The organism is Actinomadura sp. NPDC048394, assembly GCF_040651755.1.
In the GTDB taxonomy this organism is placed as follows: Bacteria; Actinomycetota; Actinomycetes; order Streptosporangiales; family Streptosporangiaceae; genus Spirillospora; species Spirillospora montaniterrae.
In genome coordinates this window covers 13,645-28,831 of record NZ_JBEZJL010000069.1, presented here as the reverse complement: position 1 = coordinate 28,831, position 15,187 = coordinate 13,645, and the positions used below count along the sequence as shown (strand labels likewise).

Genomic DNA, 15,187 nt, shown 5'->3' with positions numbered 1-15,187 from the left:
GACGCCCTGCGCCGCATGAATTACTGATGGCACTTTGGCGCCCGGCGAAAAATCGTTGGTTCGAAAGGTGAAGTGTGCGATGAGGTGGCGCCATGGATGACGCGTTGCAGGTGCACGAAGTCCCGTTCGAGACTCTCGTCCAGGAAGCGTCGTCGGGGCTGGAAGGGCCCTGCCACCTGGTCATACGTGATCAGAAGACGTGGGACGAGCTCTGGCCTCGTGTGACGACCCAGAGGATGCCCGACCCGGCGGTGCCTAGGCAATGGCCGGTCACCGCCAATACGAAGTGGGTGGCCCCGCCTTCGCCGGAGGTCGACTGGTCGGCCGGCATGGTGGTCCTCGTCGCGCTGGGATTTCGTCCGACGATGGGTTACCACCTGGAGATCGACCGGATCGGCGTGCGAGGATCGGTGCTCATGGTCCATGCCGTGGAGACCGAGCCGGGGGACGTGACCTTCGAGATGGCCAGCCATCCCGTCCACGCGGTCACGACGCCCCCGTTCGACGGCGACGTCGAGGTGACGATCGACGTCCGGCAACGGGAGATCGGCGACTGCGGCCTGCCGGACGACTGAGGACTCAGGGCCCTCGCGGGGTGATCGGTAAAGAAGGCGCGGAGCGAACCGTTCCCCCTCAGCCCTGCTGCACCGCGTACTGCGCGAGGCCATTGCCGAGCGACCAGTTCTCCGGCAGGACTTCCACGAGATTGATGAACACGTCTTCGGGGCGCACGCCGGGATTGGCCTGCAAGAGTTCGACGATGCGCAGGTAGAGCGCCTGTTTCTGGGCGAGGTCGCGCGTGTTGTTGGCGGTGATCCGGATGATGACCACCTCGTCGCTCCGTTCGACGCCGCAGTAGGTGGGGCTGACGCTGAAGGTGCTGCCGTCGTGCTCGGTGATCGTCATGAAGCGGTCGTCTTCCGGCACGTCGAAGGTCTCACGCATGGCGCGGTAGACGCCTTCGAAGAGGGCTTGGTGGTACTCGGCGGACTTGCCTCGCCGCAACGACACCTGGACCAAGGGCATGGTCTGACTCCGTTTCCTCGGGACGGTTCGCAGCGTAGCCATCACTTGATCATTGGAAAAAGTCATCTTAGAATATTTCAGCCATTAAATTCTCCAATGATCGGGGTGGCGATGAAGATGCTCGCCCTGGACGCTGTGCAGGCCTTCGTGCTGACCGCCGAGATGAAGAGCTTCACGCGCGCGGCGGAGGCGATGGACTCCACGCAGTCCGCCGTCAGCCTGAAGATCAAGCGGCTGGAGGACGCCTTGGGCCGCCGCTTGCTGGACCGCACGCCCCGCCTGGTCCGCTTGTCGCAAGACGGCGCCGCATTTCTCGGGCCCGCACGCGAGCTGCTGGCCGCCCACGCGGGCGCGCTGGGCTCGTTCGGCGTCCAGCGGCAACGCCTGTCGATCGGCCTGAGCCACCACGTCGTCGGCGCCGAACTGCCCCATCTCCTGCGCCAGATAGGGCGAGCAGAGCCGGACCTGACGCTGGAGGTGAGCATCGCCAGCTCATGGGAGCTCCTTGACCTGTTCGACAGCGGTGCGCTGGACGCGGCCATCGTGCTGCGGCATGAGGGCCGCCGCACCGACGGTGAAGTCCTGATGGAGGAGTCCTTCGGCTGGATGGCCTCGACCGACTTCGAACACCGCTCCGGCGAGCCCCTGCGCCTCGCACTGCAGTCCGAGTCATGCCATGTGCACCAGATGGCGGTGACCGCGCTGAACGAAGCGGGCATCGCCTGGCAAGAGGTGTTCGTGGGCGGCGGCATCGCGACCATCGGTGCGGCTGCGGCAGCGGGCTTGGCCGTGGCGGCGCTCAGCCCGCGCGCGGCTCCACCCGGCACCATGGACATGGGCGCATCACTCGGCCTCCCCCCGCTGCCCACCCGCAGCGTCGTCCTGCTGTCACGGCCGTCCGAGCCGGCCGCTCGCAGGGCCCTGCGCACCTTCGTCTCCGCCCTGCGCGCCACAGCGGGACACTGACCGCCACCGCCGCGAGGTTGCAGGAATCAGCGGTGAGCGGGCTAGTGTCCTTTGGCGATCTTCGCGTTGATCGTCTTCGCCAGTTCCGGTTCGATGACGGTGCCCTGGAAGCGGCTGAGGGCGCTTCTGTCGTCGTCGAGATCGAAGGCGGTGGACTTGCCGCCGTGCTTCACGTGCAGCTTGCGGTCGTGCAGCGCGGTCGTGGAGGAGGCCTGCAGGAGGTCAAAACCCACGTCATAGGCCAGTTGGCCTTTTCGGCAGGTCATGGGAAGGGCCGTGATCCCCGCTGCGCAACTCTCGGCATCGAGCGCACCGGGCACGTCATGGCGGTTGGAGAGAAGGTTCGACCAGTTCATCTCCACGACCGCGGGACGCGCGTCGATCTCCTCCGATACCTCGATGACGACCCCGTGCAGCCCCGGCAGATCGAACGTGTACGTGCAGCTACCGCGTGGCGCCGTCAGCGGGCCGCCGGTGGCGTCGAACGCGTTCATCGTTCTCAGCTTGACCTCGCCGCCCGTGCGCCGAACGCGGGTCGCCTGCGGCAGGACGGCTCGGATCTCCGCGTCACTGAGGAACGCGCACGCGTCCGGCCAGCCCGATCCGTCGACGAAGCCGTCCGGCCGGCCGACCGTTCCCGGGTCGATGCGTGCGGCGTCCGGCTTGGCGGCTCCGACCAGCAGTGGTGGCGCATGCTCCGGCCGGTCCGGAGCGCACGACCTCCAAGCGAGGAACACGACCGCTCCGATCAGCGCCAGTACCGCTAGCTGACAGCCTTTGCCTCCACTCCTCGACTGGGATGGGCCTGGCGTTCGAGCCGTATTCATCCGCGCTGCTGCGTCCGTGGCGTCATGGTGACGATGATGCTCATCGGTGATTACAACGCGCTTACGAATCGTTCCGCACCGCCGGGGCCGCTCCATGCCTCGTCGGGATGACGTGCCGTTAGTCCTTTCGGCAGCCCACAGTGAGGGCCCTGCAAACCACTCCGCCGTCACTGCACCAGCGGCAACCCGGCCGGCCTGCCGTCACGTCCGTCGGGTTTCTTCTCGCGGGTCGATCAGGCGCGGAGGGCGCCGATCAGGGCATCGACGGCGGCGAGCGCGGCGGTCGTGTCGAGTCCGGTGCGGGAGACCAGGGAGAGGCCCTGGACGGTGAACAGCAGTAGCTGCGCCTGGGCCTCGGGGGTGGCGTCCTTGACGACTTCGCCGTCGGCCTGCCCGCGCCGCAGGGCGTCGGCGACGATCTGGGTGAACCGGGCGTGCGAGCGGGTCACGATCTCGGCGGCCTCGGCGTCCTGCGGGACCAGTTCGGCGGTGGTGTTGCCGATCATGCACCCCTGCGGGACCCCGACGTCGGAGGCGTGCTCCTGCGCCCGGGCCGGGTTGGCGAGCACCTCGCGCAGCGCCGGCAGCACCGGCCCGTCCTCCAGCGCGGCGACCAGCGCGCGCTCGTAGGTGTCCCAGTACAGCTGGACGGCCGTCAGGTAGAAACGCCGCTTGTCGCCGAAGGCGCCGTACAGGCTGCCTCGCTCTAGCTCCAGCGCCTCGACCAGGTCCTGGACGGAGGTCGCTCCGTAGCCCCGAGCCCAGAACAGCAGGAGCGCGCGCTCCAGGGCCTGGTCCTTGTCGAATGCGCGGGGGCGCCCCGTCCGTGCCATGTCCCCAGGTTACGACTTTTTGACCGCGTGCACAAAAATCCGTAGGGTGATGGCCGGACGACTTTTTGAACGGCTGCACAGAAGTCGGCGGCGCGCGAGCGCACCGGCGGACACGAGAGGGCCGACCACATGGACTTCGAAGGCAGGACGGCACTGATCACCGGATCGGGTGCCATCGGCGGGCTCGGGCACGCGACGGCGCGGGTCCTCGCCGCCGGCGGGGCGAACTTGATCATCACCGGCACCGACCCGGACCGCGGCGCCCAGGTCGTGGACGACGTCCGGCGCAGCGCGGACGGTTCCGCCGCAACGGTGCGCTTCATCCCGGCCGACCTGGCCGACCCGCAGGCCGTGCGGCGGCTGGCCGAGGACGCCGGCGCGGTGGACGTCCTCGTCAACAACGCGGGCGTGGTCCCGTTCAGCGCGACCGCCGACCAGGACATCGCCGACTACGACGCCGCCTTCGCGGTCAATGTGCGAGCGCCGTTCATCCTGGTCGCCCGGCTCGCGCCGAAGATGACCGCCGGCGGGGGCGGCAGCATCGTCAACGTCAGCTCCACCGCGGCCGGCCTGGGCATGCCGCCGATGGCGGTCTACGGCGCGACCAAGGCGGCGCTGGAATCCCTGACCCGCACCTGGGCGGCCGAGTACGCCGCGTCCAACGTGCGCGTCAACGCCGTGGCCCCCGGCCCGATGACCACCTCCAAGGTGGTGGCGGCCATGGGGCCCGACCTCGGCGGCATGGGCCTGACCACCGCGCTGAAGCGCACCGCCGACCCGTCCGAGGTCGCCCAGGTGATCGCCTTCATCGCCGGCGACCGGGCCGGCTATGTGACCGGCGCCATCGTGGCCGCGGACGGCGGTCGAACCGCCATCTGACCCCGACCGCCGCCCGCCGGCACGGCGGATGCGGTTGCGACCAGAACCATGCGCCTTGGGCGCGAGTGAGGAGAACGAGTTCCATGGGTCGTCTTGAAGGCAAGCACGCACTGATCACGGGCGGGACGGGCGGCATCGGGTTCGCGACCGCCCGCGAATTCCTCGCCGAGGGAGCGACCGTCGCCATCACCGGGCGCTCGCAGGAACGCCTGGACGAGGCCGCCCGGCAACTGGACGGCCCGCTGCTGCCCGTCCTCAGCGACGCCGGCGACGTGCCCGGGCAGGCGACGCTCGCGGCCCGGCTGCAGCAGGAGTGGCCGCGGCTCGACATCGTGATGAGCAACGCCGCCGACGTCACCCACCTCCCGATCGAAGAATGGACCGAGGAGGCGTTCGACCGGCTCCTCGCCACCAACCTCAAGGCGCCGTTCTTCCTGATCAAGGCCCTGCTGCCGCTGTTGTCACGGCAGGCCTCGGTCATCCTCGTCGGCTCGGTCTCCGCTTATATCGGACACGACAACGCCGCGGTCTACGGCGCCTCCAAGGCCGGCCTGCTCTCCCTGTCCCGCGGACTCACCCATGAACTGAAGGAGCGACGCGTCCGGGTCAACGGGCTGAGCCCGGGCCCGACCGTCACCGACACCTTCAAGCCGCTCGGCCCCGAACGCCAGGCCGCCATCTACGACGAACTCCGGCGCACCGTGCCCCTCCACCGCCTCGGCACCCCCACCGAACTGGCGAAGGCAGCCGTCTACCTGGCCTCGGACGAGTCCGCCTACACCGCCGGCACCGTCCTGCGCGTCGACGGCGGCATCGGCGAACTCGCGTACTGACCGCTGACCGGGGTGCTCCACGTAACTGTCCGCACTGTCCGCGCGGATTCGGCCGCGACGGGGCCTATTCCTGAGACTCCTGGGAGGAAAGTTCGCGCCGGGTCTGCGACAGGTGGATGTTGATGTACCGGGTGAGGATCAGCGGGTCCTGGGGGTTGTCGGCCTGGAAGCTTATGCGTCGAAGCAAGCTGACGTCGTTAAGCGCGACGCCCTCGCGGGCGAGGATGAAGATGAGGGCGAGGAACGCGGCGCGGGCGTTGCCGTCGTCGAAGGGGTGAAAGAAGCAGATGTCGAGATAGGCCCGTGCCGCGCGGGCGGTCAAGGGGAGTGGACGCTCGCTGTCGTGCGCGCTTTCCGCGAGGCAGAGGTCGAGGCGGGCGCGTGTGTCAGGACCGATGCCATAGCGTTCGCGGCCCTGTTTGGCGAAGGCGGGCGAGTTGCGGAACGGGGGCGGCTGGGGTGTGTTGAGGACGTGCTGCTGCCAGCTCTGGAGCCGCTCGAAGGTGAGGGAGGCACCACGCGTCGCGTCCGTCCGGACCAGTTCCAGGGCTTTGAGGAGGCCTTCGGCTCGGACGGGGTCTATGGCGCCGTCGAAGGCGCGGATGTCCGCTGCCGCGCCGTCACGGCACGGGGCCACCGGTTCGTCCCCATTGCCGTCCGAGGCGTCTTGCCACGACACGGAACCACGTACGGCCAGCCAGCGCTCCAGGTGGTCCGGGGCGGGCTCGCTGGAGTCGGGCTCGCGGGTGTCGTCTGGTGATAGGGACAGGGCGAGCCGTTCGGCGATGTCGTCCACCAGCACCGTTTCCGGGCTGATCCAGCTGTCGAACCGCCCACCGATCGCTTCGGTGACCAGAGCCTGTGCGACGTCGGTCGCCACGTGCCGGCGTTGGAGGAACCAGGTGAGCACCTGCTCGCAGTGGCCGTACCAGCCGCTGCCGTGGCCCGTGCGGTCGACGACCTGCCAGATCAGGTTCCGGGCGGCCTGCTCCCACAGGATCCGCTGGTCGGCGACGGCGCTCGACTGCAGCGGGTAGGCCTCGAACCAGCCGGCGAGACTTTCCAGCCACGCTCGCCACTCGCACAGTCCCGCGACGACGCGGGCGAGCGTCTCCTGCGGTGTGGTGATCGAGTGCTGCGGGCAGCACCAGCTACCGACCGGGCCGCCGTCGAAGTCACCCTCGTCGTGGGCCCAGCGCCAGCCCAGGCTCCAACGACCGAAGCGTTCAGCGAGAGCGTGCGACATGGCATCGGCCCAACGCGTGCCCTCGCCGTGGTTCCAGGAACTCATCGCCCGGTCGCCGAAGGAGACCTTGGGACGGCGAGGCACACACCGAGCCGGCCCGAGCGAGTCCACCGCCCGCGCCACCGACGAGCGGTCGAACGGATGACGAGAGGGGTCCACCTCGTCCCAGCTCAGGAAGCGAGGATCCAGATCGACGATCACCACGTGAGCCTGCCACGCCCACCCGGCACCCGGGCAAGTGGATTCCCCGGATCCCGGTACGAAGCCGACCGTCGGCCTTTGTGCAGGTGAGGTGAGCAGGAAATGGGCGCCCACCGTATGAGTGATGTTCGGATCAGTTCACTTCGGCGGCTCAAGGCTTTGGGTGAAGGAAGACTTGAGGAACACCGTGTAACTGATTACCGAGGGAACTTTCACATTCCATCCCTTAACGGCCCGAGTGAGTACCTGCTCGCTGTCGAGCAGGCGACCGGTATGCGGGTCGAAAACCAGCGTGTACCGTTGTGGGATGTCCGAGCCGTTCCACTGTACGCTGACGGCGAGGCCGGTACGGGCCGCTCGATCGGTCGTCATACCGTCATAGTGCAGCCCGGGGATGTCGGCGACGACACGGAGCGCGGCTGCGGCGACCGCGGGCCGGACAGGGCGTTCGCTGTAAAGATCCTCGATGTCGACGAGCCGTTCCACTTGCCCGTCTTCTGAGTTCGGATTCGCCGCGTACAGTTGCTTCTTCAGGATCTCCGGGTCGGTGGAAAGCGCCTTCCAGGCCAACCTGAACGGTATGCCGCCCGGGCCGAACCGCTGGTCGTCCTTGCCCGGTGCGACGATTCCACCGCCGTCCTTTTCTGTTTTCTCCCACACCTTGCGGTCACGTGCGGTCGGGAAGTACGGCGCGCCGTATTCGGAACGCTGGCGGCCCGAGCCGTCGGCGGCCAGCCACTGTTGGAAAGTCGTCGCGATGACCGCACTGCTCGTCTCGCCCTTCGCGTTTCCCTGGTCGCTCAGCTCCCAGTTCCGGGTCTGTACGTAGGCGTAGCGGCCTGTCCCGGTGGTGTCGGGCAGACGCTCGGTCCGCTCGGCCAGACCGAGGAGCACGTCACGGGCGCTTGTGGGCCCGCCGCCGCGATAGGTGAGCAGGGGCGGCGTCGCCGCGCGTGCCTTCGCCGCCGGCTCGCCATGCCCGGGCAGGGTGACGACTCCCGCGATACCGACGATCGCCGCCGCGGCCACGCCCGCCCCTGCGAACATCGCGGTGCGCCGCCCGCGGGCCCGCCGGACCGAGCGGGGGCCAGAAGCATCGCCGAACATCGTCGTCAGCGACATCTCCGGCACTGTGGGGTCGACGTCGACGGCCGGATCGTGGGGGCTCAGCAGCGTGCGGATGGTTTCGATGTCGGAGTCCATCAGTGGGTCCCCTCTCCCTGGTGGTCGTCGAACAGTTTTTCGAGTCGTTTACGCAGGCGGTGCAGGCGAATATGGACCGCGGCGTGGCTGCACCCCAGCACGATGCTGATCTCCCGGCTGTCGAGGCATTCCCATGCGGCGAGCCGTGCCAGCTCGCGGTCTTTATCGCTCAGGCCGCGCAGCACGCTGATCGCTATCTGTCGGCTCGTCACGGTCTCCGCGTGGTCGGATTCGGGTTCCACGCTCAGGGCGTCATTGAGTTCTCGGTCGCGTTGTTCGCGTCGCGCGCTGTTCGCGATGACGTTTCGGGCGACGGAGTACAGCCAGGGCAGCTCATGGTCGGATGGAATGTCGGCGATCCGCCGCCAGGCGATGGTGAACGTCTCGCTGGCGATGTCCTCCGCTTGGTCCGGACCCACCCGCCGCCATGCGTAGCGCACGATGCTGCCGTAGCAGCGCTCGTACAACGTCATGAACCGCGTCCGCCCCGCGTCCGGGTCGGGCGGCACCGCCTCGATCGTTGTGTCTTTTCGGTGCACATCACGCTTGTGTTGGGAAGAGCGCGATTCTTTCACGGTTCTCCGAGACGACCTCTGGAGCCGCCAGAGAAAAGGCGTCACAAGCAGGGAGAACGTGCTGGAGGTCGAGTAACGACTGCCGACGGTCGAGCCCTCGGCGCCACAGGCACACGGAGAAGCCCGCTGTTCGGTGCGGAACCACGGCTTGGTCCCTCGGTGCGCCTCTGGGGTGCGGATGTTCGGTATCGCTTGGCCTCCGCCGAGGATGACCGCCCGGTCCGGCTTCTAGAAAGCGACGTCTGAGCAGCCGCAGAGGTTCAGCGGGCGCCGAGCACCTCACACCTCCAGCATCTGCACTCCGGCATCCTCGAGGGCCGCTCCCGTGTCCGGATCGACCGGAGCGTTCGTGATGACCACGTCCAGGTCGGTGGCATCGCAGACCTTCGCCATGCCGGTGCCCGGGAACTTGCCGGCGTCGGCGACGAGGACCACCTGCCCGCTGGCCGCGATCATGGCTCGTTTGACCGGTACCTCGACCACCGTCGTGTCCATGACGGTTCCGGTCGGCCGTATCCCGCTGGTGCCGAGGACGAGCCGGTCCGCGTGGATCTGCCGCAGGTTGTCCTCCGTCAGGTAGCCCACCAGCGACCGGTAGTCGCGCCGCAGCATGCCGCCGAGGACGACGAGCTGGACGTGCTGGTCGTCGGCCAGCGTCTCGACCACCGGGAGGCTGCTGGTGACGACCGTCAGCGCCCGGCCCCGCAGGTGCCGCGCCACCATGTGCGCGGTCGTGCCGATGTCGAGCAGCACGGTCTCGCCGTCCTGGATCAGCTCGGCGCAGCGCAGCGCGACGGCGTCCTTCTCGGCGGGCCGGACCTCGGCGACGTCCGTGAAGGGGTCGTCATGGCCTTCGACCGGCATCGCACCACCGTGCACGCGTTTGAGCAGGCCCTCCTCGTCGAGCTTTTGCAGATCGCGGCGTATGGTGGCGAGGCTCGCCGCCAAGCGCTCGGCCAGCGTCTCCACCGTCACCGGCCCTTCGGAGCGCAGGACGCGGAGGATCAGCTCATGGCGTCGGTCCCGGAGCATGCGTCGACCGTACTCGCGCAAGACCGATCACCACCAGACATTCTCCGTCACGCTCCTGCGCGTCGGCTCTCGTGATCGCACGAGCCGACGCGCGTTCCCCACCTGCCCGCCGTCGCGGAGAACCAACCGATGCCTCCGACAATTTCAAGCAAGAGCGCTCACAAATGTGAACGATCCTGCCGACTCTTGCGCGTATCGTCCCGTCCGGGGCACAATTCAGCGCACTGCCCGCCCGGGCGGAGGCCATGGGCTGGGGCGCCTCGTTGCCATGGAGGGTGCGCGATGACCGGACTGAAGCGGCGTACGGGAAAGGGTCTGGTCTCCCTCGTGGCGGGCGCCGTGCTGGCGCTCGCCGTGGGCACGTCCGCCGCAAGCGCAAGCGCGGACGCGGGCGAGGACAGGACCGCGCGGGCCCGTGCCACATCGGCCGTCGACGCGATGATGGGGTTCTACGACCAGGCGAGCGGACGCTGGCAGCCCGAGAGCCCCTGGTGGCAGTCGGGCAACGCGCTCCAGGCGCTGCTCGACTACATGGCACGGACCCGCTCGACCCGCTACCTGCCCCAGGTGAAGAACACCATCGAGCTCCAGCGCAAGCCGCTGCCGTGGTGGCCGCAGGGCGGCGGCGAGTTCCGCGCGGACTCCACCGACGACACCGGCTGGTGGGCGCTGGCGATGGTCCGCATGTACGACCTCACCCGCGACACCAGGTACCTGAAGATCGCCGAGACCGACGAGGCGTACATGCGCCAGTACTGGGACGACACCTGCGGCGGCGGCATCTGGTGGGACCTGCCCGGCAAGACCTACAAGAACGCCATCAGCAACGAGCTCTACCTCAAGCTGGCCGCCTCCCTGCACAACCGGATCCCGGGCGACACCGAGTACCTCGCCCACGCGCGCCAGGCCTGGCGCTGGTTCGCCCGCAGCGGGATGATCAACGGATCCCACCTGGTCAACGACGGCCTGGCGACGCAGAGCGGAAACTGCGGCAACAACGGGGGCACCACCTGGACGTACAACCAGGGCGTGATCCTGGGCGGCCTGACGGAGCTGCACCGCGCCACCGGCGACCCGTCCCTGCTCGCCACCGCCCGCCGGATCGCGGACGCCGTGACCACCGACCCGGGCCTGTCACCGCGCGGAATCCTCACCGAACCCTGCGAGGCCGCCGCCACGTGCAACTCCGACCAGGCGGCGTTCAAGGGCATCTTCGCGCGGAACCTCGCCGAACTCGACCGCGCGCTCCCCGGCCACCCGTACCGGAACTACCTGACGACCCAGGCCCGCTCCGCCTTCGCCTACGACCGGAACAACGCCGACCAGTACGGCCTGCGCTGGACGGGCCCGTTCGACCAGGCCGACATCGCCCGCCAGGATTCCGCCGTAAGCCTGCTCACCGCCGTCCTGTAACCACTGAGCGAACAGACTCGCCCGCCGACGACGACGTCGCCAATGTGCTTCCAGACGGCCGCCGGTCCCCAGCCCACCGAGGCCTGGCTGAGAGCCATGCGCCAGGGCGGCCCCGCACCAAGCAGCGGAACCCGAGCACGCCGGCTACCTCGAGAAGGTTGCCGACGAGCGAGTTGTCGATCGGTCTTCGAACCGGCCCGGTGCGTCCGCGGTCGCCGCGAGACCGGCGCCGGTCCAGGGCTATTCGGCCGATCACCTGTCCAAACCGCCACGTTGGCTGCGTCGAGTGGATGAGGCTCACCGCGAAGACGACGGTGACCACCGAACACGACCAGTCCACGTAGGAGTCAGACATCATGGCGAGCAAGCGGTCGGAGATCGTCAGGGACCACTGGCGCAGCATGACGGAAGCGGCCATCGCGAATCCGAACCAAACCCCCGAGGAGGTGCGCGAGAGGGTCGAGCGGTACTGGCCCGGCCTGACGGCCGAGCCTGGCGGAGTGGACTACCTCGAGGCCGAGGTGGGGGGTCTGCCCGCCCTGTGGGCGGTGCCGAAGGGCGCCGCCGAGGGCCGCGTGATCTTCAGCGTGCACGGCGGCGGCGGTGTCAGCGGCTCGATCTACACGCATCGGAAGCTGTTCGGCCACCTCGCCAAGGCGGTGGGGGCCCGCGCGCTGCTCGTCGAGTACCGCCTTGTCCCGCCGGAGAGCCACCCTGTCCCGCTCGACGACACGACCGCCGCCTACCGGTGGCTGCTCGACCAGGGAGTCGACGCCGGGCACATCGCGCTCGTCGGTGACTCGGTGGGAGGCGGGCTGGCCGTCTCGACGATGTTGCGTGCCCGGGAGGAGGGCCGGCCCACCGCGGCCGCGCTGATGCTGATGTCACCCTGGGTGGACCTGACGGTCAGTAACGAGACCTTCGAGACGAACCGCGAGAACGAGGCCTTCTTCTACAAGGAAGTGGTGTCGTACCTGGCCATGGCGTACCTGGGGGGTGCCGACCCGAAGGAGCCGCTGGCCAGCCCGCTGTACGCGGACCTGAGCGGCCTGCCGCCGACCTACATCCAGGTCGGCGGGCATGAGACGTTGCTCGGTGAGAGCCTCCAGTTCGAACAGAACGCCCGCAAGGCCGGCGTGGACGTCAAGCTCGATGTCTTCCCCGAGCAGTTGCACACCTTCCAGATGGCCGCCGGAAAGTCCGCCGTGTCCGACGACGCGATCCGGAAGCTGGCCGAGTGGGTCCGGCCCAAGCTCGGTCTCGGCTGACCTGCTTGATGTCAGCCTCCTCGATCGCGGCGCGACAGACCGGTAGCGCGGCGTCCGCTCGGTCTGATCCCTGGCTACCGCCAGCGTGAAGGCGGACGGCGAGCCGTTCGTGGCATCGCGATTCGCCACGCGTGCTGTCGGCCGCGGTCGAGGCGGCCGACAGCCCTGGAGCCCTTCAGCGGGCCGACGAACGCTGCCTCATGTCGGCTTGAAGGGCGGCCCTACCGTCAGGTGTTTCGGGGATCGGCTCCGGCTGAGCAGCTGTGGTAGGCCTCGATGAGCCAACCTCCCTCCCCTCGGGACAGCGCCCATGTCGCCAATTCCCACCGGTCGGCCGGAGGTTCTGCTTCGCCGGGGAACACGGTCATGCTCCGGGTGACCACGATCGCAGTGTCCTCGCCGAGGAACCGCACGTTTTGCGCCGCATGGATGCGCTTCGATCCCCTCAGCGGAAGGGCGAAGGCTTCGGCCATGCCGGCTCGTATAGCGGCTTTACCCTGCAGATACGTTCCGGGCAGGATCACGGTCGCGTCTTCTGCGTACCACCTGACGAAAGCGTCCACGTCGCCGTTCGCCCATGCGATGGAAGTCGCGTCGAACACCGCGAGCACGGCACGCTCCTCACCCTGAATCGGTGAACGGTTGCCACCCGCGACAGCATCAATGTTCTCGTTGAGATCCGAGCTCATCTCATTCCCCCTTGACAGACTCCCGGGCTCTCCGGCGTCCCTTACCGAACCGACGCAGCCCGTGCGGCGATTTGGACGCCTCCACGACGCCGACATGCATCGAGCACTGTCGACGTCCTGCCCCGTCCGCGAGATCGTTGTCTGTGATGTTCCCGTCGCGCTGCCCACCGACCGTGCGGACCGGCGCGCCGGCTTCAGTGGCGAACGCCTGCGCCGTCGCCTTGCCCTCGGGCATTCGGGATGGATCGCCGACGGGGACGGTAACTACGCTGCTGCCTGCATCGCAGCAACCGGTGTCCATGATCAGGGCGGAAGCCCGGTGGCCGTTCGGGTGACGAAGATGTCCAAATTCCGTGCCGTGCTGCGTCGTGTTGGCGAAGGCCGCATACGGCGGCGAAATCGAGGAGGCGTGATGCCGGAGTACATGTTGTTGCTCTATGCCCCGAAGACCGAGGAGGAGGAAAGGTGGGCGGATATGTCGGCGTGGCTGGAGGTGACGGAGAGTCTGCGGAAGGCCGGGCTGCTCGTCGCGAACGCTCCCCTGCATCCGGTGGCGAGCGCGACCACCGTTCGAGTGCGTGGTGGCGAGACGGAGCTCACCGATGGGCCCTTCGCGGTGACCAAGGAGTTCCTCGCCGGTTACTACGTGTTGAATTGCGCTGACCTCGACGAGGCGCTGCGCCACGCGGCGCGGATGCCGACGGCCCGCCATGGCTCGGTCGAAGTCCGGCCGATCATGAGCGCGAGTCAGATCCCGGCCCCCGGACCAGACGCCGGTCAGGTGAACATGGAGGGCCGGAAGCCGGCGGCAACCCAGGATGGTTGACCTGGCGGCCACAACGGCCGCACGCGTGTTCCGCGATGAGCGGGCGGCCGTCCTGGCGACCCTGATCAGGTACGTCGGTGACTTCCAGGTCGCCGAGGACGCCGTGCAGGAGGCGTTCGAGGCCGCGCTCGCGACCTGGCGGCGAGACGGGATCCCGGACAATCCAGGAGCGTGGATCACCGTCACCGCCCGGCGGCGCGCAATTGATCTGCTGCGCCGGGCCCAGTCGATTTCCGATCGTGCCGAGCGGCTGGCCGCGCTGCTCCGTCTGGATCGACAGGAGCATCCTCCCATGACCGAGGCGAGCGCCATCACCGATGACCGGCTGAGGCTGATCTTCACCTGTTGCCATCCGGCGCTGGACCTGCCGGCTCAGGTCGCGCTGACACTGCGCACGCTCGGTGGTCTGACGACCGGTGAGATCGCACGGGCGTTCCTGGTCGCCGAGCCCACGATGGGCAAGCGGATCGTTCGCGCCAAGCGCAAGATCGCCGATGCTCACATCCCGTACCGAGTGCCGTCCGGCGAGGAGCTCCCCCGCCGTGTCCGCGGTGTGCTTCGCGTCGTGTACCTGATCTTCAATGAGGGCTATTCCGCCAGCGACGGCGACCGTCTCGTGCGGGCCGAGCTCTGCGACGAGGCCATCCGCCTCGGACGCCTCGTGTGCGAGTTGATGCCCGACGACACCGACGCGTGGGGGCTCCTCGCGTTGATGCTGCTGCACGACGCGCGTCGCGCTGCCCGGGTCGACGGGCACGGGCGCTACGTCGCGCTGCAGGACCAGGACCGGACCTTGTGGGATCGAGACCGGATTCGCGAAGGGCTCGGCGCACTCGGGCGCGCCGTACGGTCCGCACTTCCCGGCCGGTACCAGCTCGAAGCGGCGATCACCGCACTCCACATCCAGGCCTCCGACGCCGACGCGACGGACTGGGCACAGATAGCGCAGCTGTACGAGGCACTCGGCCGGCTCAACCCGTCCCCGGTGGTCGAACTCAATCGCGCCACCGCCGCCGGGTTCGCCTACGGCGCGAGAACCGGTCTGGAATTCCTCGAACCGTTGCTGAACGACCCGGCGCTCGAACGCTACCAACCCCTGCATGCCGCGCACGCCGAGCTGCTCAGGCGCGCCGGTGACCTGACGAGCGCGGTACGCGCCTACGAGCGAGCGATCGCCCTTTCCACGAACGGGGTGGAGCGCGCCGAACTCGAGCGACGGCTGGAGACGCTGAACGCCGACTGAGACTCCACGACCAGTAGCCCAGCTCGTTTCACCGGATGAGGAACGCGGTTGGACGTACGGCCTGGTCATGCCGGCGAGGCGGCCCGGTACGCCCCACACGCCACCCCTGCCCGACCCGTCCCGACGC

General features: G+C 68.5%; 16 protein-coding genes. 8 read left to right on the top strand and 8 right to left on the bottom strand.

Annotated features, from left to right (window positions below; genetic code table 11):
- The first annotated feature begins 92 nt into the window (after positions 1-92).
- Entirely contained in the window at positions 93-575 is a 483-nt protein-coding gene (locus tag AB0C78_RS37695) for a protease complex subunit PrcB family protein (RefSeq protein ID WP_360757728.1), read from the top strand.
- A gap of 58 nt (positions 576-633) precedes the next feature.
- Here AB0C78_RS37695 and AB0C78_RS37690 read toward each other — a convergent pair whose 3' ends face one another.
- Positions 634-1,026 carry a tautomerase family protein gene (locus AB0C78_RS37690; RefSeq protein ID WP_360757725.1) on the bottom strand — a complete coding sequence of 131 codons (393 nt, stop codon included), beginning with the start codon at positions 1,024-1,026 and terminating at the stop codon, positions 634-636.
- A 96-nt stretch (positions 1,027-1,122) separates the two neighbouring features.
- On the opposite strand from AB0C78_RS37690, the gene AB0C78_RS37685 reads away from it, so the two are divergent.
- Positions 1,123-1,992 (top strand): LysR substrate-binding domain-containing protein, encoded by an 870-nt coding sequence (locus tag AB0C78_RS37685; RefSeq protein ID WP_360757722.1) that lies wholly within the window; start codon positions 1,123-1,125, stop codon positions 1,990-1,992.
- A 41-nt stretch (positions 1,993-2,033) separates the two neighbouring features.
- Here AB0C78_RS37685 and AB0C78_RS37680 read toward each other — a convergent pair whose 3' ends face one another.
- Positions 2,034-2,729: a hypothetical protein gene (locus AB0C78_RS37680; RefSeq protein WP_360757719.1), complete on the bottom strand. Its 696-nt coding sequence runs from the start codon at positions 2,727-2,729 to the stop codon at positions 2,034-2,036.
- A gap of 323 nt (positions 2,730-3,052) precedes the next feature.
- Entirely contained in the window at positions 3,053-3,652 is a 600-nt protein-coding gene (locus tag AB0C78_RS37675) for a TetR/AcrR family transcriptional regulator (RefSeq protein WP_360757717.1), read from the bottom strand.
- Between the two features lie 129 nt (positions 3,653-3,781).
- On the opposite strand from AB0C78_RS37675, the gene AB0C78_RS37670 reads away from it, so the two are divergent.
- Together AB0C78_RS37670 and AB0C78_RS37665 are read left to right on the top strand one after the other, a co-directional pair.
- Complete coding sequence (locus AB0C78_RS37670; protein WP_360757715.1) at positions 3,782-4,531, top strand: SDR family oxidoreductase; 750 nt, start codon at positions 3,782-3,784, stop codon at positions 4,529-4,531.
- 83 nt (positions 4,532-4,614) lie between these two features.
- On the top strand, positions 4,615-5,364 hold the full coding sequence (locus AB0C78_RS37665; protein ID WP_360757713.1) for an SDR family oxidoreductase: 750 nt from the start codon (positions 4,615-4,617) through the stop codon (positions 5,362-5,364).
- A 64-nt stretch (positions 5,365-5,428) separates the two neighbouring features.
- Here the strand turns inward: AB0C78_RS37665 and AB0C78_RS37660 are convergent, their stop codons facing one another.
- The 4 genes from AB0C78_RS37660 to AB0C78_RS37645 all read right to left on the bottom strand — a co-directional run bounded on the left by AB0C78_RS37660 (position 5,429) and on the right by AB0C78_RS37645 (position 9,621).
- The gene (locus AB0C78_RS37660; protein WP_360757710.1) at positions 5,429-6,811 is read right to left on the bottom strand and encodes a Fic family protein; all 1,383 of its coding nucleotides are present in this window, start codon (positions 6,809-6,811) and stop codon (positions 5,429-5,431) included.
- A gap of 138 nt (positions 6,812-6,949) precedes the next feature.
- On the bottom strand, positions 6,950-8,014 hold the full coding sequence (locus AB0C78_RS37655; RefSeq protein WP_360757707.1) for a CU044_5270 family protein: 1,065 nt from the start codon (positions 8,012-8,014) through the stop codon (positions 6,950-6,952).
- Positions 8,014-8,487, bottom strand: a complete 474-nt coding sequence (locus tag AB0C78_RS37650) for a sigma-70 family RNA polymerase sigma factor (RefSeq protein WP_360757705.1) — start codon at positions 8,485-8,487, stop codon at positions 8,014-8,016. The genes AB0C78_RS37655 and AB0C78_RS37650 overlap by 1 nt, the downstream gene beginning before the upstream one ends.
- 381 nt (positions 8,488-8,868) lie before the next feature.
- The gene (locus tag AB0C78_RS37645; RefSeq protein WP_360757702.1) at positions 8,869-9,621 is read right to left on the bottom strand and encodes a DeoR/GlpR family DNA-binding transcription regulator; all 753 of its coding nucleotides are present in this window, start codon (positions 9,619-9,621) and stop codon (positions 8,869-8,871) included.
- Positions 9,622-9,903: 282 nt separating this feature from the next.
- On the opposite strand from AB0C78_RS37645, the gene AB0C78_RS37640 reads away from it, so the two are divergent.
- Positions 9,904-11,034 (top strand): glycoside hydrolase family 76 protein, encoded by a 1,131-nt coding sequence (locus AB0C78_RS37640; protein ID WP_360757700.1) that lies wholly within the window; start codon positions 9,904-9,906, stop codon positions 11,032-11,034.
- 356 nt (positions 11,035-11,390) lie between these two features.
- Positions 11,391-12,302, top strand: coding sequence for an alpha/beta hydrolase (locus AB0C78_RS37635; RefSeq protein ID WP_360757697.1), 912 nt, complete (start codon positions 11,391-11,393; stop codon positions 12,300-12,302).
- A 227-nt stretch (positions 12,303-12,529) separates the two neighbouring features.
- Here AB0C78_RS37635 and AB0C78_RS37630 read toward each other — a convergent pair whose 3' ends face one another.
- Positions 12,530-12,991, bottom strand: coding sequence for an SgcJ/EcaC family oxidoreductase (locus AB0C78_RS37630; RefSeq protein WP_360757694.1), 462 nt, complete (start codon positions 12,989-12,991; stop codon positions 12,530-12,532).
- A gap of 94 nt (positions 12,992-13,085) precedes the next feature.
- Here AB0C78_RS37630 and AB0C78_RS37625 point away from each other — a divergent pair, with 94 nt between their 5' ends.
- Both AB0C78_RS37625 and AB0C78_RS37620 read left to right on the top strand, forming a co-directional pair.
- Entirely contained in the window at positions 13,086-13,817 is a 732-nt protein-coding gene (locus AB0C78_RS37625) for a YciI family protein (protein WP_360757691.1), read from the top strand.
- Positions 13,810-15,060, top strand: a complete 1,251-nt coding sequence (locus tag AB0C78_RS37620; protein ID WP_360757688.1) for an RNA polymerase sigma factor — start codon at positions 13,810-13,812, stop codon at positions 15,058-15,060. The genes AB0C78_RS37625 and AB0C78_RS37620 overlap by 8 nt, the downstream gene beginning before the upstream one ends.
- Positions 15,061-15,187: the final 127 nt, after the last annotated feature.